At 69.4% G+C, this 20,876-nt stretch carries 16 protein-coding genes; 4 read left to right on the top strand and 12 right to left on the bottom strand.

What is annotated here, in order from left to right; translation table 11 throughout:
• Entirely contained in the window at positions 1–1,104 is a 1,104-nt protein-coding gene (locus JLI01S_RS10545) for a 2-oxoacid:ferredoxin oxidoreductase subunit beta (RefSeq protein ID WP_068264231.1), read from the top strand.
• A 78-nt stretch (positions 1,105–1,182) separates the two neighbouring features.
• On the opposite strand, the gene JLI01S_RS10540 is transcribed toward JLI01S_RS10545, so the two are convergent.
• Both JLI01S_RS10540 and JLI01S_RS10535 read right to left on the bottom strand, forming a co-directional pair.
• Entirely contained in the window at positions 1,183–2,472 is a 1,290-nt protein-coding gene (locus JLI01S_RS10540; RefSeq protein ID WP_068264229.1) for a D-arabinono-1,4-lactone oxidase, read from the bottom strand.
• Positions 2,473–2,760: 288 nt separating this feature from the next.
• On the bottom strand, positions 2,761–3,918 hold the full coding sequence (locus JLI01S_RS10535) for an alanine racemase (protein ID WP_245634587.1): 1,158 nt from the start codon (positions 3,916–3,918) through the stop codon (positions 2,761–2,763).
• Positions 3,919–4,077: 159 nt separating this feature from the next.
• Here JLI01S_RS10535 and JLI01S_RS10530 point away from each other — a divergent pair, with 159 nt between their 5' ends.
• The 3 genes from JLI01S_RS10530 to rarD all read left to right on the top strand — a co-directional run bounded on the left by JLI01S_RS10530 (position 4,078) and on the right by rarD (position 7,981).
• Positions 4,078–6,189 (top strand): PhoX family protein, encoded by a 2,112-nt coding sequence (locus JLI01S_RS10530; RefSeq protein WP_245634586.1) that lies wholly within the window; start codon positions 4,078–4,080, stop codon positions 6,187–6,189.
• Between the two features lie 67 nt (positions 6,190–6,256).
• Entirely contained in the window at positions 6,257–7,012 is a 756-nt protein-coding gene (locus JLI01S_RS10525; RefSeq protein ID WP_068264225.1) for a class F sortase, read from the top strand.
• Between the two features lie 30 nt (positions 7,013–7,042).
• Positions 7,043–7,981: an EamA family transporter RarD gene (gene rarD, locus JLI01S_RS10520; protein ID WP_068264223.1), complete on the top strand. Its 939-nt coding sequence runs from the start codon at positions 7,043–7,045 to the stop codon at positions 7,979–7,981.
• Positions 7,982–8,015: 34 nt separating this feature from the next.
• Here rarD and JLI01S_RS10515 read toward each other — a convergent pair whose 3' ends face one another.
• Genes JLI01S_RS10515 through nuoF form a run of 10 tightly spaced genes read right to left on the bottom strand, consistent with a single transcriptional unit; the run spans position 8,016 to position 20,845 of the window.
• Complete coding sequence (locus tag JLI01S_RS10515; protein WP_068264221.1) at positions 8,016–9,020, bottom strand: polyprenyl synthetase family protein; 1,005 nt, start codon at positions 9,018–9,020, stop codon at positions 8,016–8,018.
• A gap of 4 nt (positions 9,021–9,024) precedes the next feature.
• Entirely contained in the window at positions 9,025–10,590 is a 1,566-nt protein-coding gene (gene nuoN / locus JLI01S_RS10510; protein WP_068264219.1) for an NADH-quinone oxidoreductase subunit NuoN, read from the bottom strand.
• Positions 10,590–12,242 (bottom strand): NADH-quinone oxidoreductase subunit M, encoded by a 1,653-nt coding sequence (locus tag JLI01S_RS10505; RefSeq protein WP_068264217.1) that lies wholly within the window; start codon positions 12,240–12,242, stop codon positions 10,590–10,592. The genes nuoN and JLI01S_RS10505 overlap by 1 nt, the downstream gene beginning before the upstream one ends.
• On the bottom strand, positions 12,242–14,125 hold the full coding sequence (nuoL, locus tag JLI01S_RS10500; protein ID WP_068264215.1) for an NADH-quinone oxidoreductase subunit L: 1,884 nt from the start codon (positions 14,123–14,125) through the stop codon (positions 12,242–12,244). The genes JLI01S_RS10505 and nuoL overlap by 1 nt, the downstream gene beginning before the upstream one ends.
• Before the next feature lie 9 nt (positions 14,126–14,134).
• Entirely contained in the window at positions 14,135–14,434 is a 300-nt protein-coding gene (nuoK, locus tag JLI01S_RS10495) for an NADH-quinone oxidoreductase subunit NuoK (RefSeq protein WP_068264214.1), read from the bottom strand.
• Positions 14,431–15,198 carry an NADH-quinone oxidoreductase subunit J gene (locus tag JLI01S_RS10490; RefSeq protein ID WP_068264212.1) on the bottom strand — a complete coding sequence of 256 codons (768 nt, stop codon included), beginning with the start codon at positions 15,196–15,198 and terminating at the stop codon, positions 14,431–14,433. The genes nuoK and JLI01S_RS10490 overlap by 4 nt, the downstream gene beginning before the upstream one ends.
• Positions 15,195–15,818, bottom strand: coding sequence for an NADH-quinone oxidoreductase subunit NuoI (nuoI, locus tag JLI01S_RS10485; RefSeq protein ID WP_068264210.1), 624 nt, complete (start codon positions 15,816–15,818; stop codon positions 15,195–15,197). Before nuoI ends, JLI01S_RS10490 begins: the two co-directional genes overlap by 4 nt.
• A complete protein-coding gene (nuoH, locus tag JLI01S_RS10480; RefSeq protein WP_068264208.1) occupies positions 15,811–17,208 on the bottom strand; it encodes an NADH-quinone oxidoreductase subunit NuoH in 1,398 nt (465 codons plus the stop codon). The genes nuoI and nuoH overlap by 8 nt, the downstream gene beginning before the upstream one ends.
• Positions 17,205–19,583, bottom strand: a complete 2,379-nt coding sequence (locus JLI01S_RS10475) for an NADH-quinone oxidoreductase subunit G (protein ID WP_068264206.1) — start codon at positions 19,581–19,583, stop codon at positions 17,205–17,207. The genes nuoH and JLI01S_RS10475 overlap by 4 nt, the downstream gene beginning before the upstream one ends.
• Positions 19,580–20,845 carry an NADH-quinone oxidoreductase subunit NuoF gene (gene nuoF / locus JLI01S_RS10470; RefSeq protein WP_068264256.1) on the bottom strand — a complete coding sequence of 422 codons (1,266 nt, stop codon included), beginning with the start codon at positions 20,843–20,845 and terminating at the stop codon, positions 19,580–19,582. Before nuoF ends, JLI01S_RS10475 begins: the two co-directional genes overlap by 4 nt.
• Positions 20,846–20,876: the final 31 nt, after the last annotated feature.

Below are 20,876 nucleotides of genomic sequence, written 5' to 3'. Positions count from 1 at the left end.
ATGAGCATCGATCTCGGCATCCCCACGGTCGCCTCCGGCACCGACGGCGTCCCCACCCTCGACGAGGGTGAGAAGCACACTCGCAAGGACTTCGCCTCCGACCAGGAGGTGCGTTGGTGCCCCGGGTGCGGTGACTACGCCATCCTCGCCGCGGTCCAGGGCTTCCTGCCCGAGCTGGGGCTGCGCAAGGAAAACATCACCTTCATCTCCGGCATCGGGTGCTCCTCGCGCTTCCCGTACTACCTCGACACCTACGGCATGCACTCGATCCACGGGCGCGCCCCGGCGATCGCCACCGGCCTGGCGACCAGCCGCCCCGACCTGTCGGTGTGGGTCGTCACCGGCGACGGTGACGCGCTGTCGATCGGCGGCAACCACCTCATCCACGCGATGCGCCGCAACGTGAACATGACGATCCTGCTCTTCAACAACCGCATCTACGGCCTGACCAAGGGTCAGTACTCCCCGACGTCGCAGCCCGGTCTGGTCACCAAGTCCTCGCCGATGGGCAGCGTCGACGCCCCCTTCAACCCCGTCTCGCTGGCCTTGGGCGCCGAGGGCACCTTCGTCGCCCGCACGATGGACTCCGACCGCAAGCACCTCACCGAGGTGCTCAAGGCCGCTGCGACACACCGCGGTACGTCGATCGTCGAGATCTACCAGAACTGCCCCATCTTCAACGACGGCGCCTTCGAGCTGATCAAGGACATCGAGCAGCAAAAGGCTCGCTTGGTGCACCTGCGCGACGGTGAGCCCATCGCCATCGGCGAGGACGACGAGCGTGAGCTCCTCATCCGTGGCGAAGGGGGCTCCGTCCGCTTCGTCCCCGAGGGCGAGGTCACCGCGCAGGGCTTGGCCGACCAGGTCGTCGTCCACGACGTCACCCTCACCGACCCCAGCCAGGCCTTCTCCATCAGCCGTCTGGACTCCGAGTCGATGACCCACGTGCCCATGGGCATCTTCCGCGCCGTCGACCGCCCCACCTACGACGACCAGACCCGCGCGCAGGTCGATGCTGCGGTCGAGCTCGCCGGTGGCTCCGCCACCGACGAGGACCTGCAGGAGCTCCTCTACGGCAAGGACACCTGGACCGTCGAGGGCTGATCCACTCCTTCACGCGCCGAACCCGCATTCCCTCACAGGGGAGTGCGGGTTCGGTCGTGAGGTGGCGCTGGTGTCCGCTCAGGCGCCGAGGACCCGGTCGAGGTAGTCGTTGGTCAGGACCCGGTCGGGGTCCAGCCGGTCACGCAGGGCGACGAAGTCCGCGTGTCGCGGGTACAGGCCGGCGAGCTGCCCGGCATCGAGCGTGTGCAGCTTGCCCCAGTGCGGGCGGCCGGCGTGCGCGGCGACGATCTCCTCGAAGGCCGCGAAGTAGGCCCGGTGGTCCCCACGGTGGTACTGGTGCACGGCGATGTAGGCATTGGCACGCTCGTACCCGGTCGACAGCCACATGTCGTCGGGGGCGGCGACGCGCACCTCCACAGGGAAGCTGATCGGCTCGCGGCGACGCTCCACCCACGCGACGAGGTCGGTGAGCACATCGGTCACCGCCTCGCGCGGCACGGCGTACTCGGACTCGACGAAGCGCACCGTGCGAGGTGTCACGAAGACCTCGTGGGAGGGCGCCGTGTAGGACCGCTCGGTGAGTGCCCGTGCTGCGATCGCGTTGAAGGGCAACACTGCTCGCGGCGTCCTGGTCAGCAGCCGGTTGGCGGCACCGAAGACCGTGTTGGACAGCAGCTCGTCGTCCAACCGCCGCCGCCACGGCGCGAGCGGTTCGTGCACGTCGTCGGCGACGAGGTCGTTGGCCTTGGTCTGCACGCGGCGGGTCCCGGGGAACCAGTACATCTCGAAGTGCCGGTGCGCGTCGAAGTGCTCCTGGATGCGCGGCAGCACCTCGTCCAGCGAGTCCGGCCGCTCCACCGCGCGCAGCCGGTAGGCGGGGATGCACGCCAGCTCGACCTCGGTGATGACACCGAGCGCGCCGAGGCCCACCCGTGCCGCGCCGAAGAGCTCAGGGTCGCTCTCGTCGACCCACCGCTGGCTGCCGTCGGCCGTGACGAGTCGCAGCCCGACGATGCCCGCGGAGAGGCCAGCGAGCGCCACGCCGGTCCCGTGGGTACCGGTCGACGTCGCGCCGGCGACCGTCTGGGCATCGATGTCACCGAGGTTGGGCATGGCCAGACCGAGCAGGTCGAGGGCCTGGTTCAGGACACGAAGGGGTGTCCCCGCCAGCACGCGCACGCGGCCGGTCCCCCGGTCGGCGGAGACGATCCCGCTCAGGTGCGCCAGGTCCAGCCGCAGATCATCGGCCCGGGCGATCGCGGTGAAGGAGTGACCGCTGCCGACGGGACGGATGCGCCGCCCGTCGTCCGCCGCGGAGCGGACCAGCTCAGCCACCGCCTCCGGGGTGCGGGGCCGCCGCACCTGGGCCTCGTCGGTGACATTGCCCGCCCAGTTCGTCCACACCATCTCTGCCCTCTTTCGTGTCGGCCACCATGTTACTGGTGAGTCATCTGCAATGGGTGCGGCCGGTGAGCACGCCTGTCCACAGGTCCGTGCGACGACGTCCGGGAGCCCGGCACAGCCGTATGGTGGAGCCATGTCCTCCCCCGCCGATGTCAGCCACAAGGTCCGACAGCTCGACAACGACGTCCAGGCGACCTACGACATGATCAGCACCGTCCAGTCCACCCAGATGCGGCACACCAACCGCTTCGCCCAAGGTCAATCAGATCCTCGAGCTGCTGCGCCCCTGACTCAACCGAAGTTCTTTCCTTCGCCGCGATAGGTCGGCACCACGTCGACGATCTCGTCCCCGCTGATGACGACGTACTCGTCGAAGCGCTCGGCGAGCTCTCCCGCCTTGGCATGGCGGAACCACACCCGATCGCCGATGGCCAGATCACGAGCAGCCTTGCCCCGCAGGGGAGTCTGCACCTCGCCCGCGCCCTCGGTGCCGACCATCCGCAGCCCCTCGGGGTGGTGGATCGTGGGGACACGACTGTCGCCCGCCGGCCCTGAGGCGATGTAGCCCCCCGAGAAGCAGGTGACGATGTCCTTCGCCGGTCGGCGCACGACGGGCAGCGCGAAGGCGAGCGCCGGCTGCGGGCTGAAGTCGTCGTACCCGTCGAAGAGCGTCGGTCCGATCAGGCCCGACCCCGCCGCCAGCTCGGTGAGGGAGTGGTCCTGGCCGGTGAGGTGCAGAGACCCGGTCCCGCCGCCGTTGACGATCTCCAGCGGTCCGACGACGTCCTCGATGGCCGAGCGCACCGCGGTGCGGCGCCGACGCAGCGAGGCATCGCTGCGCGCCTTGACCAGACGGATGGCGCGCGAGCTGTCCGGCAGCCCGGCGATCTGGGCGTCGTAGAACATCAGGCCGACGACCCGCAGGCTCGCGTCACGAGCAGCCTTGGCCACGCTCGCTGCTCGTCGTGGGGACCGGGTCGGGCTGCGGCGCACGCCCAGGTGCGCCGGCCCGATGCGCAGCGAGGCGTCGATGTCGACGACCACCCGCACGGGCGCACCCGCGGGCAGCCACCGCCGCAGCGCGTCCACCTGCTCGACGGAGTCGACCGCGATGCTGACCTGCTCCAGCGCGAGCTCGTCCTGCGCGAGGGCGACGAGCGCCTCGCGATCGGTCGTCGGGTATGCGACGAAGACATCGCGCACTCCCTGCCCGACGAGCCAGAGCGCCTCGGGCAGCGAGTAGGCCATCACGCCCGCGTAGCCCCCGCGCGCCAGCGTCCGCTCGAGCAGGTGTCGTACCCGGACGGACTTGCTGGCGACCCGGATCGGGAGTCCGCCGGCCCTCCTCACGAGGTCCACGGCATTGGCGTCAAAGGCGTCGAGGTCCACCACGGCGAAGGGGGCGGACCTGCCCTGCGTCGCTCGGTCCCACACATCGGCTCTGTTCACCCACCCCACGTTACTCGCGAGTCACCTGAGGGTGACATTCGGACGCGCGTCACCTCCCGGACACCTCGTCGCCGCTCGGCGTGACCCTCGCCTCCTTAGGTTGCGAAGGTCCCTTGCGCCATCCAGCCCGTTCGATGGGCCCCTCGGAGGAAGAACGACATGACGCCACCCCGCAACGACCGCACCCTGCTGCCCCTGTCCACCGGCCACCGGGACGGCGGCCGCTCGGCCGCCACCTGCATGTGGAAGTGCAACGACGCCTGCAGCAAGCCGGTCCCCAACACCTCGGACAACGCATACTTCGGCGACGTCGTCGCGGCCTCGCGACGCTCCGTCCTCAAGGCCGGGGGCGCCGCCGCAGCGCTCGCTGGCCTGACCACCGTCGCCGCCACGTCCGTCGCCGAGCCGGCCGTCGCCGCCCCCGGGACGGGCAAGACCGCTCCCTTCGGCTTCACGGGCATCGACCCCGTCAAGGCCGGCACCGACCAGGTCGTCGTGCCCGACGGCTTCCAGTGGGCCCCGATCATCGCCTGGGGCGACCCGATCCTCGCCGACGCGCCGGCCTTCGACTTCGACAACCACACGGCAGCCGCCCAGGCCGGCCAGATGGGCTACAACTGCGACTACGTCGGCGTCCTGCGCAACGGCAGCGCCAACCAGGCCGTGCTCGTCGTCAACAACGAGTACACCAACAACGAGCTGATGTTCCACGGCTACACCGACGCTGCGTCCATGACCGACGACCAGGTGCAGCTGACGATGAACGCCCACGGGATGACGGTCGTGGAGATGACGCGCAAGAACCCGGGCAGCAGGTGGACCTACACCAAGGGTGCGCCGCTCAACCGTCGGATCACCGCTGAAACCCCCTTCGAGCTCGTCGGCCCGGTGCGCGGCAGCGACCTGGTCAGGACGAGCGCCGACCCGGCCGGCACGACGCCGCACGGCACCTTCGGCAACTGCGCCGGCGGGACCACCCCGTGGGGCACGATCCTGTCCGGAGAGGAAAACTTCAACGGCTACTTCACCCAGCCGGCCGCGCCGAGCGATGACCTGACCGGCGAGGCCGCAGCCCGCTACGGCCTCGCCGGCGGCAGCACCTCCCAGCACAACTGGGACCGCCTCGACGAGCGCTTCGACCTGACCGTCGAGCCCAACGAGGCGCACCGCCACGGCTGGGTCGTCGAGATCAACCCCTTCGACCCCGGCGCCGCCCCGCGCAAGCTCAGCGCGCTCGGTCGCCTCAAGCACGAGGGCGCCAATGTCGTCGTCGCCGGCGACGGCCGGGTCGTCGCCTACATGGGTGACGACGAGCGCTTCGACTACATGTACAAGTTCGTCTCCGCGGGCACCTACGTCGAGGGCGACCTGGCCAACAACCTCACGCTGCTCGAGGAGGGGGACCTGTACGTCGCCAAGTTCTCCGGCAACGGCACCGGCGACGGTGTGCACGACGGCACCGGCGAGTGGCTGCCGCTCGTCGTCGACGGCGCGTCCACGGTCGACGGCATGACGCTCGAGGAGGTCCTCGTCTTCACCCGTCTGGCCGCTGACAAGGTCGGGCCGACCAAGATGGACCGACCCGAGGACGTCGAGGTCAACCTCGTCAACGGTCGCGTCTACGCGGCGCTGACCAACAACTCCAAGCGCGCCCCGGCTCAGGTCGACGAGGCCAACCCCCGCGCGGAGAACAAGCACGGTCAGGTCCTGGAGATCACGCCGCGCTCGGGCGACCACACGGTGACCGGCTTCGACTGGAAGCTCGTGCTCGTCTGCGGTGACCCCAACGACCCCGAGACCTACTTCAACGGCTACGACAGGTCGCAGGTCAGCCCGATCTCGTGCCCGGACAATGTTGCCTTCGACGGCGCCGGCAACCTGTGGATCTCCACCGACGGCAATGCCCTGGGCCACTGCGACGGCATGTACCTCATGCCGCTTGAGGGTGAGCACAAGGGTCACCTGCAGCAGTTCCTGTCGGTCCCGGCCTTCTCCGAGTGCTGCGGCCCGCTCATCGAGTGGGACGACCGGGTCGTCTTCGCGGCCATCCAGCACCCCGGCGAGGAGGACGGCGCGAGCACGACCAAGGTGATGAGCCGCTTCCCCTACCAGGGCAACACCCAGCCGCGCCCCGCGGTCATCATGGTCTGGCCGACCTCCCCCGCCGGCCCGAAGCCCCCCAAGGAGCCCAAGCCTCCCAAGGGCGACCAGCCCACCGGTCCGAAGGACGACACCCCTCGCGGTCCGGTCATCGAGACCGACCGGGTCTGAGCACCATCCGTGATGGCCGCCCACGCTTCGGCGTGGGCGGCCCGTCCTCCATGACAAGGTGAACTCCATGCCGCTCCCCCGACGCACCCGCCACGGCCTCGTCGCCGCGAGCGCGCTGATCGCGCTCGCCCTCGCCGGGTGTGGCGGCTCCGGGGACGACACGACGACGGCGGGGACCTCCCCTTCGTCCTCGTCGACGGCCTCGACCACGACGCGCGGATCGGGCACGAGCTCGCCGTCCAGCAGCTCGTCCGACGACTCCTCGGCCAGCGCCACGACCAATGAGCCGGACCCCGAGGTCTCCGTCACGCCCGATACCGACCCGACCCAGTCGAGCGCCGAGCGCGCGGCCGGGATCGCGGCAGCCGACGCCAAGGACCCCGCGACGAGCCTGAGCATCCCGAGCGTCGGGCTGTCGACCACGATCGAGGGGCAGGGGCTGCGCGGAGGCAAGGTCAACCCCGCCGCCGGCCAGGTCATCTGGTTCACCGGGTACGACCGGGTGCGCCCCGGCGCCACCGGGACGACCGTCATCGCCGGGCACGTCGTCTCGGGCGGGCAGGCCGACTCCTTCGCCGCGCTCGAGCAGCTGGCGAAGGGAGACGGCGTGGTCCTCACCTACCCCGGCGGGGCCACGCTGCGCTTCGAGGTGACGAGCACCGACATCGTCGACAAGGACGAGCTGACCACCAGCGCGCAGGTCTGGGGGGCCAATGACGACACCCGACGGGTGGTCCTGGTGACCTGCGACGACGAGCTCGGCTTCCGCAAGGACGGCCACCGCACGGCCAATTTCGTCGCCGTTGCCGAACTGCCCTCCTGACCCGCCCTCGGTCCGGAGTAGCCTCGCGGCGTGACCCCTCAACGCGACGCCCGCGGCGTCCTGGCCGCCTGGTTCGCCTACGGCATCTGGGGGCTCTTCCCCCTGTACTTCCACGCGCTGCGCCCTGCCGGGGCGCTGGAGATCCTGGCGCACCGGGTCGTCTGGACCTTCGTGCTGTGCGTCCTCGTCCTGCTCCTGCGCACGGAGCTCGTGGCACTGCTGCGCCAGCTGCGAGGACGACTGGCCGTGGGCGTGTGCATCGCCGCCTATCTCATCGGCATCAACTGGTTCGTCTACGTCTACGCCGTCGGCACCGGGCGGACCAACGAGGCTGCGCTCGGCTACTTCCTCAACCCGATCGTCACCGTGGCGTTCGGCGTGCTCGTCCTCGGTGAGCGCCTGCGCGCCCTGCAATGGGTCGCCGTCGGGATCGGCGCGCTCGCTGCCGTCTACCTCACGCTCGCCGGAGGCGGCCTGCCGTGGATCTCGCTCGTCCTCGCGATGAGCTTCGGCGGCTACGGCCTGACCAAGAAAAAGCTCGGCGCCACGCTGCCGGCACTGCAGTCCCTGTCAGCGGAGACGATCTTCCTCCTTCCGCCGGCCCTGGGACTCGTGTGGTGGCTGACGGCGCAGAGCGACTCGACCTTCACCACGGATGCTCCGTGGCACCCGGTCCTGCTCGTGTCGGCAGGAGTGATCACCGCGATCCCGTTGCTCCTCTTCGCCGAGGCCGCGCGTCGCATCCCGCTGGTGACGATCGGGCTGATCCAGTTCATCACCCCGGTGATCCAGCTCGTCGTCAGCGTCACCCTGCTCGGCGAGCACGTCGACCCGGTCCGTTGGATCGGCTTCGGGATCGTGTGGGTGGCGCTCGTCTGCCTGACCGTCGACTCGCTGCGCACGGCCCGTCAGCGACGCCGCCCTGCCCAGGACCAGTGCGAGTCGCTGGAGCCGGTAGAGCCCGTCTGAGACTGAACCCTGTCTGAGGCTGAACCGTCCGGTCTCAGCCCACGCGGTGGACGACGCCCTCCATGAGGGCGATGAGAGCGGTCTTGGCGTCGCTGTCGGGCAGCATGGCCAGCGAGTCGACGGCCTGCCGACCCACGGCGAGGGTCTCCTCACGCGCGTCTGTCATGGCCTGGTGCGGCCGCAGCAGCTCCAGCGCCCGCTCCACCCGCTCGGGCTCCTTGAGCTCGGAGCGCAGCAGCTCCTGCAGCTCGGCGTCGGCGGGGTCGGTCGAGGCCAGGGCATTGAGCACCGGCAGGGTGCGCTTGCCCTCACGCAGGTCGGTGCCGGGCGTCTTGCCGGTCTCGTCGGACTCGCTCGAGATGTCGATGAGGTCATCAGCGAGCTGGAAGGCGACCCCGAGGTGCTCGCCGTACTCCGTCGCCATCTCGATGACCTCGGGGCTGCACCCGCTGTACATGGCGCCGTAGCGCGCTGCCGTGGCGACGAGGACACCCGTCTTGTCGGCGAGGACACCTCGGTAGTACTCACGGGCGTCCTGGCCCTGCGGGCAGGGCCGGTCATCGCGGATCTGGCCGGAGCACAGCCGGATGAAGGTCTGCGCCTGGATCCTGACCGCGTCGGCGCCGAGGTCGGCGATGATGTCCGACGCGGTGCCGAAGAGCAGGTCGCCCACGAGGATCGCGGTCGAGTTGTCGTACAGCGCGTTGGCGCTCGGGGCGCCTCGGCGCAGGTCCGCCTCGTCCATGACGTCGTCGTGGTACAGGCTCGCCAGGTGGGTCAGCTCGACACCGGCAGCGGCCGCCACGACCTGCTCGTTGATCCCTGAGCCGAGCTCTGCGACGAGCATCGTGAGCATCGGCCGGAACCGCTTGCCCCCGGCGTTGGCCAGGTGGAGGCTGGCCTCGCTGATGAAGTCGTCCTCGCTGCGGGTGCGCTCGATGATCAGCGCCTCCACCTGCTGCAGACCGGCCGTCAGGCGCGAGGTCAGGTCCTCGCTCGCCTGTGGCAGGGCGAGGACCGGCGGGGTCGAGCTGGTCACAGGGTCACCTCGTGATGAAGATGCTGGACTGCTCAGCGAGCTCGAGCAGCGGGCCCGGGAAGACACCGAGGGCGATCGTAACGATGACACCCACGACGATGACAGCCAGGGACAGCGTGGCCGGCGCGGCGACGGTGACATCGCCGGTCGGCTCGGTGAAGAACATCAGGACGATCAACCGGATGTAGACGAAGGCGGTGATCGCTGACATGAGCACGCCGATGACCACGAGCACGACGCCGGAGAGGCCGCCGTGCTCCAGAGCCGGCATGAATGCCGCGACCTTGGCCGTGAAGCCGGAGGTCAGCGGGATCCCCGCGAAGGCGAGCATGAGCAGCGCGAAGGCGCCGGACAGCCACGGGTGCTTGCGCCCCAGCCCAGCCCACTGGGAGAGGTGCGTCGCCTCCGCGTCGCGCTCACGCACGAGGTTGACGATCGCGAAGGCGGCGATCGTCGAGACGCCGTAGGCGACGACGTAGAAGAAGACGCCCTCGACCGCGCTGCGGTCGAAGCTGATGAGCGCCACGATGATGAACCCGGCGTGCGCGATCGAGCTGTAGGCCAGCAGCCGCTTGATGTCGGTCTGCGTGACGGACAGCACGGACCCGACGATCATGGTCAGGGCGGCGATGACGACGACCCCGATGTGCCACTCCCACCGCGTGGTCTCCAGCCCGACGTACATCAGGCGCAGCAGCGCACCGAAGGCAGCAGCCTTGGTGCAGGCCGCCATGAAGCCGGTGACCGGGGTCGGGGCGCCCTGGTAGACGTCCGGGGTCCAGGAGTGGAAGGGCACGGCGCCGACCTTGAAGAGCAGGCCGACGATGACCATGACGACACCCGGCAGGAGCAGGCCCTCGAACTCGCCGGTCGAGGTGCTGGCGGCCGCGGCGATCTCCGGCAGGCCGATGGAGCCCGCGTAGCCGTAGAGCAGCGCGGCACCGAAGAGGAAGAAGCCGGAGGAGAAGGCGCCGAGCAGGAAGTACTTGAGCGCAGCCTCCTGGGACAGCAGGCGCCGACGCCGGGCCAGGCCGGACATGAGGTACAGCGGCAGCGAGAGCAGCTCGAGTGCGACGAACATCGTGAGCAGGTCGTTGGACGCGGGGAAGAGCAGCATCCCGGCGAGGGCGAAGAGCGCCAGCGGGAAGGCCTCCGTCGTCGACCAGCCCTTGCGCGCTGCCTGTGCCTCGAGGTTGGACCCGGGGCTCGCGGCACCCATGGGGGTGAACGCGTCGGCGGTGTCACCGCCGAGACGGTCGGCCATGACGAGCAGGCCCAGCAGGCCGAGGACGAGCAGGGTGCCCTGCATGAAGCGGGTCGGACCGTCGACGGCGATGGTGCCGCCCACGGTGATCCCCGTCTCGGTCTCGGTCATGAAGACCAGCGCGGCCAGGGAGAGCACGATCGAGCCCGCGGCGACGACGACCTGGGCGAGATGCCGCGTGCCGCGCGGGACGAAGGCCTCGACGAGCACACCGACGAAGGCTCCGACGAGGAGCACGATCATCGGCGAGAGCGCCCAGTAGCTGATCTCGACGGCCTCGAAGGCCGCGGGGACGGTGGGGGGCATCAGTGGTCACTCCCTGAGGTCGAGCCTGCGTCAGCCGGGACCGACGGGGTCGTGTCGGAGACGCCGACGATCTGGAGCGTCCGCTCGACGGCCGGGTTGAGCGTGTCCAGCACGGGCTGGGGGAAGAAGCCGAGGCCGACGAGGATCGCGAGGATCGGGGCCACGACGAACTTTTCGCGCAGTCCCAGGTCGCGCAGCGGCGCGGCGAGGTGAAGGGGGCGACGCCCCTCGTCGATGTCGGCGCGGATGTACTGCGGCTCGCTGTCGGACGACGCGAGGTCACCCTCGTCAACCGTCTCGCCGACCGCCTCCATGACGGGCGGCGGGCCGGTGAAGATCCGCTTGTACATCAGCAGGATGTAGATCGCGGCGAGGACGACGCCCCAGACGGCGAAGGCCGTCGCGACGGGGTAGCGCGACCAGGTGCCCGCGATGACGAGGAACTCAGAGACGAAGGTCGACAGACCCGGCAGCGACAGGGTCGCCAGACCGGCCACGAGGAAGCTGCCGGCCAGGACCGGGGTCGCTCGCTGCCAGCCGCCGTAGTCGTCGATGCGCTTGCTGCCGCGGCGGGCGACGAGCATGCCCGCGATGAGGAAGAGCGCAGCCGTCGCGAACCCGTGGTTGACCATGTACAGGTTGCTGCCGGCCTGCGAGACCGAGGTGAAGGCGAAGATGCCCATCACGATGAAGCCGAAGTGGCTGATCGAGGTGAAGGCGATCAGGCGCATCATGTCGCGCTGACCGATCGCCAGGATCGCGCCGTAGAGGACCGAGACCACCGCGAGGGTGATGACGACCGGGGTCGCCCACTGGCTCGCCTCGGGGAAGAGCTGCAGGCAGAAGCGGATCATCCCGAAGGTGCCGACCTTGTCGAGCACGCCGACGAGCAGCGTGGCCACGGCGGGCCGGGCAGCGGTCGCGGCATCGGGCAGCCAGGTGTGGACCGGCCACATCGGCGCCTTGACCGCGAAGGCGATGAAGAAGGCCACGAAGAGCCAGCGCTCGGTGTTGCCGCCGATCTCGAGGCCGGTGAGGCGCTCGAGGAGGAAGCCGTCGGAGCCACCCGGGCCCTGCAGGTACAGCGCGATGACGCCGACGAGCATGATGAGCCCGCCCGCGAGGCTGAAGAGCAGGAACTTCACCGCAGCAGCCTGACGACGCTCGCCGCCGTACATCCCGATGAGGAAGTACACGGGGATGAGCATGGCCTCGAAGAAGACGTAGAAGAGGAAGACGTCCGTCGCGGCGAAGACTCCGACCATGAAGGGCAGGAGCACCAGGAGCAGGGCGAAGTAGCCCTTTTCGCGGCCGCCGCCCTCGGGCACGTCGTCCCAGGCCGCCAGCAGGCAGATCGGCATGAGGACGAGCGCCATGAGGATGAGCGAGAGGGCGATCCCGTCGACGCCGAGGGAGTAGCTGACCCCGAGCTGCGGGATCCACTCGTGCTGCTCGGTCATCTGGAACTGCTGGTCGCTGCCGCGAGTGAAGCTCGTGGCCGCGGCGACGACTCCGATCGCCAGCGTCAGGAGCGAGACGCCGAGCGCGATGGGCCGCGCGAGTGCGGAGCTGCGCGAAGGGAGCGCCGCCACCACGATCGAGCCGACCAGCGGTACGACCATGAGCAGGGTGAGCCAGGGCATGTTGTCCATCAGTTGATCACCCACAGGGCTGCGAGGAAGACGACGACGCCGGAGAGCATCGTCAGGGCGTAACTGCGCGCGTAGCCGTTCTGGGCACGGCGCAGCCAGGAGGAGGAGCGCTCGGTCCAGCGGGCGAGCCCACCGACACCGGCACCGTCGATGCCGTCGGTGTCGACGGAGACCAGCCCGCGGGTGAGGGCCATGCCCGGCCACTGCAGGAGGGTCGCGTTGAGCTCGTCCTGGTAGAGGTCGCGGCGGGCCGCGCGGGTCAGGGCGGAGCCCTCGGGGGCAACCTCCGGCACCTCACCACGGCCGTAGGTCAGCCAGGCCCAGACGGCACCGATGGCGACGACGACGAGCGTGGCGGCCATGAGCACCGGCACCGGCAGGACCGGCTCGTGGTGCTCGACGTGACCGAAGACCGGCTCGAGCCAGGTGCCGATCGGGGCGACGGTCGCGAGGACCAGGCCGAGGAAGGCCGAGCCGACGGCCAGCACCATCATCGGGATGGTCATCGTCAGCGGCGACTCGTGCGGGTGCACGTCCTCGGTCCAGCGCTTCTTGCCGTGGAAGGTCATGAAGAACAGGCGCGACATGTAGAAGGCGGTGATCCCGGCACCGATGAGGGCGGCCAGGCCGAAGACCCACGGACGCCAGCCCTCGCCGACGAAGGCGGCCTCGATGATCTTGTCCTTGCTCCAGAAGCCGGAGAAGGGGGGAACCCCCAGGATCGCGAGCCAGCCCAGGCCGAAGGTCACCCAGGTGATCTTCATGGCCGTGGACAGCCCACCGAAGCGGCGCATGTCGACCTGGTCGTCCATCCCGTGCATCACCGAACCGGCACCGAGGAACATGCCGGCCTTGAAGAAGCCGTGGGTGATGAGGTGGAAGATCGCGAAGGCGTAGCCGACCGGACCGAGGCCGGCGGCGAGCATCATGTAGCCGATCTGGCTCATGGTCGAGGCGGCCAGCGCCTTCTTCATGTCGTCCTTGGCGCAGCCGACGATGGCTCCGTAGACGAGCGTGATGGCACCGACGATGACGACGGCCAGCTGGGCATTGGGCGCCCCGTCGAAGATCGTGTGACTGCGCACGACGAGGTAGACGCCGGCGGTGACCATGGTCGCGGCGTGGATGAGCGCCGAGACGGGGGTCGGGCCGGCCATGGCGTCACCGAGCCAGGACTGCAGCGGGAACTGTGCCGACTTGCCGCAGGCGGCGAGCAGGAGCAGCAGGCCGATGGCCGTGAGCGTGCCCTCGCCGGCGCCCGCGATGGCGTCGTCGACCGCGGCGAAGTCCAATGTGCCGAAGGTCGCCAGCATGATCGACATCGCGAGCAGGAGTCCGACGTCACCGATCCGGTTGACGATGAAGGCCTTGTTGGCCGCGGTCGCGTAGGCGGGGTTGTGGTTCCAGAAGCCGATGAGCAGCCAGGAGGCCAGGCCCACGCCCTCCCAGCCGACGAAGAGCAGCAGGTAGGAGTCGGCGAGGACGAGCAGGAGCATCGACGCGACGAAGAGGTTCAGGTACGCGAAGAAGCGCCGCTTGTCGGGGTCGTGCTCCATGTACCCGAGCGAGTACACGTGGATGAGCGAGCCGACGAAGGTGACCAGCAGGACGAAGGCCATCGACAGCGGGTCGACGAGCAACCCTGCGGCGACGTCGAGGCTGCCTGCCGGGACCCAGTTCCACAGCTCGATGGAGGAGGTGCGCTCCCCCGGCTCGGAGCCGAGCATCGAGATGAAGATGGCGGCACCCACGAGGAAGGAACCCCAGGACAGGGCGGTGGCCAGCAGCGGTCCGAAGGAGTCGGTGAGGCGGCCGCCGAGGAGCAGCAGCGCGGCGCCGAGCAGTGGCAGGGCGACGAGCAGCCAAGCGAGATCCGTGAGCAAGGTGGCTCCTTACAGCTTCAGCAGGTTGGCGTCGTCGACCGAGGCCGACCGGCGGGCACGGAAGACGGCCATGATGATGGCGAGTCCGACGACGACCTCGGCGGCGGCCACCACCATGACGAACATGGCGATCACCTGCCCCTCGACCGACCCGTGCATACGGGAAAAGGTGACGAAGGCGAGCGAGGCGGCGTTGAGCATCAGCTCCACACCCATGAAGACGATGATCGCGTTGCGGCGCAGCAGGACGGCGGCGCTGCCGATCGTGAAGAGGATGATCGCGAGGTAGATGTAGTTCATCGGGTTCATCGCTCCAGCCCCCCTTCGGTCGTGGTCTCGGCGTCCTCGACCTGCACGTACCGGGTCGGGGTGGTGACCTGGTCGCGGGCCACGAGGACTCGGTTGAGGGAGAGCTCGGAGATGCTGCCGTCCGGCAGGAGCGCCGGGGTGTCGACCGCGTTGTGGCGGGCGTAGACGCCGGGGACGGGCAGGCCGGCGAGGTTCTTGCCCTCGCGGAAGCGCTTGGCCATCCACTCCTTCTGCGTCGGCTTGGCGATGATCCGCTCGCGGTGGGCGAAGACCATCGCGCCGAGCGCGGCCACCGTCAGCAGGGCGGCGGTGACCTCGAAGAGCCACACGTACTTGCCGAAGACGAGGTAGGCGATCGCTTCGACATTGCCCGGGTCGGCATTGACCTCCGCCAGCGACGGGTCGCCGGTGTAGGTGACCCGACCGATGGCGGCGAAGAGCAGCGCCATCCCGGCGAGCGAGAGCACGATGGTCATGACCCGCTGGCCCTTGAGCGGCTCGACGAGCGACGAGGAGTGGTCGACGCCGACGAGCATGACGACGAAGAGGAAGAGCATCATCACGGCGCCGGTGTAGACGAAAATGTGCACGACACCGAGGAAGTCCGCCTCCTGCAGGAGGTAGAAGACGCCGATGGTGATCATCGTCAGCACCATGCCGATGGCTGCGTGCACCGCCTTGCGGGCGAAGAGCAGGGCCAGCGCGCCGGGGACGGCGATGGCGCTGAGGACCCAGAAGACGACAGCTTCTCCGGTGCCTGTCATCGGGCCTCCTCCTGCGCCTGCGTGGCGTCATCGTCGTCAGCGGTCGAGTGCTGGTCGACCCACTGGCGCTGGGCGTCGGTGGCCGTGGCCACCTTGCCCTGGTAGTAGTCGCGCTCTTCCATGCCCTCGACCATCGGGTGGGGTGCCGGGAGCATCCCCTCTTGGAGGGGGGCGAGCAGCTGCTCCTTGGTGAAGATCAGGTCGGCGCGGTTGTTGTCGGCGAGCTCGTACTCGTTGGTCATCGTCAGCGCCCGCGTCGGGCAGGCCTCGATGCACAGTCCGCAGAAGATACAGCGCAGGTAGTTGATCTGGTAGATGTGCCCGTACCGCTCACCGGGGCTGAAGCGCAGGCCGCGCTCGTCGTCGTTGTCGCCGCCCTGGACGAGGATCGCGTCGGCCGGGCAGGCCCACGCGCACAGCTCGCAGCCGATGCACTTCTCCAGCCCGTCCGGGTGCCGATTGAGCTGGTGCCGGCCGTGGAAGCGCGGCTGGGTCGGCCACTTGACCTCGGGGTACTCCTGGGTGGCGACCTTGCGAAACATCGTCGCGAAGGTGACGCCGAACCCGGCTACGGGGGCGAAGAGGTCCGAGAAGAACCCGCCCTGGGAATCGTCAGCCACGGTGCTGCTCCTCCTCACGGGCCGGCGAGGTCGCCGCCCCGGTGGTCGCTGGCTTGGTGTCGATGGCGGTGGCGCCGCGGTTCTCGACGAGACGCTGGCCCGGCATCGGCGGGACGGGGTACCCCTCGGCCCAGGGATCGATCTCCTCGGGGATGACCGAGGCCTCCTCCTGCTCCTTGGCCTGTGCCTCGACCTTGCTCTCCCAGATCCACGTGGATCCCAGGACGATCACGGCCAGGACCGCGACGATGATCAGCGAGGAGATCGGGAAGTTCAGCCCGAAGAGGCCGACCGTCCCGTCGCCGAAGAACCCGGCGTCGGCTCCGCGGATGAAGGCCACCGCGATGACCCACGCGACGGTGACGGGGATGAGGAACTTCCAGCCGAAGCGCATGAACTGGTCGTACCGGGTACGAGGCAGCGTGCCGCGCAGCCAGACGAAGAAGTACATGAACATCCACAGCTTGACCGAGAACCACAGCAGGCCCCACCAGCCGGTGTTGAACATGCCGTCGCCGATCGCCGCGATGCCGGGAGGTGCCTGCCAGCCGCCGAGGAAGAGCGTCGTGGCCAGGGCCGAGACGGTGAACATGTTGATGTACTCACCGAGGAAGAACATCGCGAACCGCATGCCCGAGTACTCGGTGAAGTAGCCACCGACGATCTCGCCCTCGCCCTCGGCGAGGTCGAAGGGCAGACGGTTGGTCTCGCCGACCATGGTGATCACGTAGATGACGAAGGAGACGCAGGCCGGGATGATGAACCAGAGGTCGGCCTGGGCCGCGACGATCTCACTCGTGCTCATCGAGCCGGAGTACATGAAGACCGCGACCAGGGCCAGTCCCATCGCGATCTCGTAGGAGATCAGCTGGGCCGTGGCGCGCAGGCCACCGAGCAGCGGGTACGTGGAGCCGGCCGACCAACCACCGAGCACGATGCCGTAGGCGGCGACGCCCGCGACCGCGAGGACGAGGAGCGCGGCGACCGGCAGGTCGGTCAGCTGCAGCGGCGTGTGGTGACCAAACATCCAGACCATGCCGCCGAGCGGCATGATCGAGAAGGCGACGAAGGCCATCGACGCGAAGATGACCGGCGCGATCGTGAAGATCAACGCGTCGGCTCCCTTGGGGCGCACGTCCTCCTTGAGCATCGACTTCATGCCGTCGGCGAGGGTCTGCAGCAGACCGAAGGGGCCGGCGCGGTTGGGGCCGGGACGCTGCTGCATCCGACCGATCACGCGACGCTCGAACCAGATGACGAGCAGCACGGACACGAGCAGGTAGACGAAGAGGAAGAGCGCCTTGACCAGCGACAGCCAGACCGGCGTGTCACTGAAGTCCGCAGCCACCGGCTTGTCCGCAGCGGCGATCAGGAGCGAGATGCCGGTCATGCCGCACCACCCTTCGTGACGGAGACGATCGCTCCGGCTCGGCCGGAGAGGCCGCGCAGGTCGCAGCTCTCCGAGTTGGTCGGCAACCACACGACGTGGTCGACCATGTCCTGCACGCGCACGGGAACGGTCACCCGCACGTCGTCGCCCTGGACGGTGACGAGGTCTCCCTCGACCAGCCCGAAGGCCTGCGCGGTCGCCGGTGAGACGTGGGCGCGCGGCGCCTTGGCGGTGCCGGCGAGGAAGGGCTCACCCTCCTGGAGGGATCCCTTGTCGAGCATGAGACGCCACGTGGCGAGGACCAGCTCACCGGCGCCCGGCTCGGGGACCGGAGCCCGTCGCACCCGCGGCGGGTACCCCTTGGCCGACGGTGCGCTCGTGGCCTCCATCGAGGCGCGGGCCTCCGCCGTGGTGCGGGTCCCGAGGAACTCGCCCATCTCGTCGGCCAGCATGTGCAGGACCCGGTGGTCGGGCAGGGCATTGGTCGCCAGAGCCGCCTCGAAGGGACGCACGCGCCCCTCCCAGTTGACGAAGGCTCCCGCACGCTCGGCGTGGGGGGCGACCGGGAGCACGACGTCGGCGTGCTCGGTGACGCTGCTCGGGCGGATCTCGAGAGAGACGACGAAGGAACGCTCGAAGGCCTCGCTCGCCCCGGGCAGACCCAGGTCGTGCGCATCGACGCCACCGACGACGAGGGCGCCGAGCGTGCCGGAGGCGGCGCCGGCGACGATGCCGGCGGTGTCGAGGCCGTCCTCACCGGGCAGGCAGCCGGCCTCGACCGCACCGCGCTCACCCGCACGTCGCGGGATCCACGCCAGTCGGGCACCGCTCTCGCGGGCCAGCTCTGCAGCAGCGGCGAGGGCACCGGGCACGGTGGCCAGGCGTTCGCCGACGAGGATGATCGGCCGCTCGCCGCGCAGCGCGGCGTGGGCAGCGATGAGCGGGTCGGTGTCCGCGCCGGGACCGACCTCGCCGGTCAGCGCCGTGAGCACCTCGGTCTCGGTGCCCGGTGCGGAGGGGATGAGGGTGCCACCGAGCTTGTCGAGGCCGCGGGTGGCCAGCGGAGCGATGGAGTGGACCGCGGTCTTGGCCTCGCGGTAGGCCTTGCGCAGGCGCAGGAAGAGGATCGGGCTCTCCTCCTCGGGCTCCAGGCCGACGAGCAGGACCGAGCTGGCCCGCCCGACCTCCTCGAAGGTCACACCGGTCTCCGGCGTGGTCCCCGCGACATGCCGCAGCAGGAAGTCACGCTCGTCGGCGGAGTGCGGACGGGCGCGGTGGTCGATGTTGTCGGTGTGCAGCACCGAGCGGGCGAAGGCCGCATAGGCGTGGGCGTCCTCGACGCTCACCCGGCCGCCGACGAGCACTCCGTGGCCCTGCGCAGCGCGCAGCCCCTCCGCGGCAGCGACGAGAGCCTCCTGCCAGGAGACGACGCGCAGCTCACCGCTGGCGTCACGCACCATCGGGAACTCGAAGCGGTCCCCGAGGCTGGCGGAGTTGAAGGCCCAGCGGCCCTTGTCGCAGTTCCACTCCTCGTTGACCTGGGGGTCATTGCCCGCCATCCGTCGCAGGACCGTGCCGCGGCGGTGGTCGGTGCGGATCGAGCAGCCGTCGGCGCAGTGCTCGCAGACGTCGGAGGTGGAGACGAGGTCGAAGGGACGCGACCGGAAGCGGTAGGCCGCCCCCGTGAGCGCGCCCACGGGGCAGATCTGGACCGTGTTGCCCGAGAAGTAGGACTCGAAGGGCTGGTCCTCGTAGATGCCGACCTGCTGGAGGGCACCTCGCTCGACGAGCGCGATGAAGGGGTCGCCGGCGATCTGGTCGGAGAAGCGGGTGCAGCGTGCGCACAGCACGCACCGGTCACGGTCGAGGAGCACCTGGGAGGAGATGTTGATCGGCTTGGGGTAGGTGCGCTTGACGTCCTCGAAGCGCGAGGTGGCCCGGCCGTTGCTCATCGACTGGTTCTGCAGGGGGCACTCGCCGCCCTTGTCGCAGACCGGACAGTCGAGCGGGTGGTTGATGAGGAGCATCTCCATGATGCCCTGCTGCGCCTTGTCGGCGACTGGCGAGGAGTGCTGCGTGCGCACCTGCATGCCCTCACTGACCGTCATGGTGCAGCTCGCCTGCGGCTTGGGCATCGGCTTGACATTGCCCTCGCGGTCGGGCGTCGCCACCTCGACGAGGCACTGGCGGCAGGCGCCGACCGGCTCCAGGAGCGGGTGGTCGCAGAAGCGCGGGATCTCGATCCCCGCCTCCTCCGCGGCCCGGATGACCAAGGTGTTCTTGGGGACCGAGACGGCGATGCCGTCGATGGTCACGCCGATGAGGTCGGGCTTGACCTCGTCGGACGTCGGGTTCTTGTCGCTCGTGACGCTCATGCGGTCACCATCGTGTTCTGCTCCTTGGCGAAGAGCGTCGAGGCGGCGGGCGGGAAGAGCTCCGCGGCCGGGGTGTGGCACCCGGCCTCGAACTCCTCACGGAAGTACTTCACGGCAGAGGTGATCGGGCTGGTGGCGCCGTCACCGAGGGCGCAGAAGGCCCGTCCGAGGATGTTGTCGCAGATGTCGACGAGCTTGTCGATGTCCTCGGGGGTGCCCTGGCCGCGCTCGATCCGCTGCAGGATCTGGGCGAGCCACCACGTGCCCTCGCGGCACGGGGTGCACTTGCCGCAGGACTCGTGCATGTAGAAGTCGGTCCAGCGGCTCACGGCGCGCACGACCGAGACGGTGTCGTCGAAGATCTGCAGCGCACGCGTACCGAGCATCGAGCCGTTGGCCGCGACGGACTCGAAGTCCAGGGGCACGTCGAGGTGCTCGTCGGTGAAGATCGGCGTCGACGAGCCACCCGGGGTCCAGAACTTCAGCGGGTGACCCGGGTCGCGCATGCCACCGGCCATGTCGAGCAGCTCGCGCAGCGTGATGCCGAGCGGCGCCTCGTACTGGCCCGGGTTCTTGACGTGCCCGGACAGGGAAAAGATCCCGAAGCCCTGCGACTTCTCCGTCCCCATGTCGGAGAACCACTCGGCGCCCTGCTTGATGATCGCCGGGACCGAGGCGATGGACTCGACATTGTTGACGACCGTCGGGCGGGCGTAGAGACCGGCCACCGCGGGGAAGGGGGGCTTGAGACGCGGTTGGCCACGGCGCCCCTCGAGCGAGTCGAGCAGAGCCGTCTCCTCGCCGCAGATGTAGGCACCGGCACCGGCGTGGACGGTCACGTCCAGGTCGAAGCCGGTCCCGAGGATGTCCTTGCCCAGGTACCCGGCCGCGTAGGCCTCCTCAACCGCGCGCATGACGCGCCGGTAGACGTGGACGACCTCGCCGCGCAGGTAGATGAAGGCGTGGTTGCACCCGATCGCGAAGGAGGTGATCGCGATGCCCTCGACGAGGAAGTGCGGAGCCGCCATGAGCAGCGGGATGTCCTTGCAGGTGCCCGGCTCGGACTCGTCGGCGTTGACGACGAGGTAGCGGGGGCCACCGTCCGGAGGAGGCAGGAAGCCCCACTTCATGCCGGTGGGGAAGCCGGCGCCACCACGGCCGCGCAGACCGGAGTCCTTGGTCGCCTGGATGAGGTCGGCCGGGTCACTCTTCAGCGCCTGACGCAGGGCGGTGTAGCCCTCGTTGTCCTCGTAGGTGGCCATCGTCCAGGACTGCGGGTGGTCCCAGAACTTC

The organism is Janibacter limosus NBRC 16128, from assembly GCF_001570985.1.
Taxonomy (GTDB): domain Bacteria; phylum Actinomycetota; class Actinomycetes; order Actinomycetales; family Dermatophilaceae; genus Janibacter; species Janibacter limosus.
This window is presented reverse-complemented; position numbering and strand designations above follow the sequence as displayed.

Bases quoted from the DNA above. Each gene is read 5' to 3' on its own strand.
- JLI01S_RS10505 (WP_068264217.1), bottom strand. From the start codon at position 12,242: ATGGACAACATGCCCTGGCTCACCCTGCTCATGGTCGTACCGCTGGTC.
- JLI01S_RS10540 (WP_068264229.1), bottom strand. From the start codon at position 2,472: ATGGTGTGGACGAACTGGGCGGGCAATGTCACCGACGAGGCCCAGGTG.
- JLI01S_RS10525 (WP_068264225.1), top strand. From the start codon at position 6,257: ATGCCGCTCCCCCGACGCACCCGCCACGGCCTCGTCGCCGCGAGCGCG.
- nuoF (WP_068264256.1), bottom strand. From the start codon at position 20,845: ATGGCCACCTACGAGGACAACGAGGGCTACACCGCCCTGCGTCAGGCG.
- nuoK (WP_068264214.1), bottom strand. From the start codon at position 14,434: ATGAACCCGATGAACTACATCTACCTCGCGATCATCCTCTTCACGATC.
- nuoH (WP_068264208.1), bottom strand. From the start codon at position 17,208: ATGACCGGCATCTCGCTCCTGATCGCCGCTGCGGACAAGCCGGTGGCT.
- nuoN (WP_068264219.1), bottom strand. From the start codon at position 10,590: ATGCCCCCCACCGTCCCCGCGGCCTTCGAGGCCGTCGAGATCAGCTAC.
- JLI01S_RS10475 (WP_068264206.1), bottom strand. From the start codon at position 19,583: ATGAGCGTCACGAGCGACAAGAACCCGACGTCCGACGAGGTCAAGCCC.
- JLI01S_RS10490 (WP_068264212.1), bottom strand. From the start codon at position 15,198: ATGACAGGCACCGGAGAAGCTGTCGTCTTCTGGGTCCTCAGCGCCATC.
- JLI01S_RS10530 (WP_245634586.1), top strand. From the start codon at position 4,078: ATGACGCCACCCCGCAACGACCGCACCCTGCTGCCCCTGTCCACCGGC.
- JLI01S_RS10545 (WP_068264231.1), top strand. From the start codon at position 1: ATGAGCATCGATCTCGGCATCCCCACGGTCGCCTCCGGCACCGACGGC.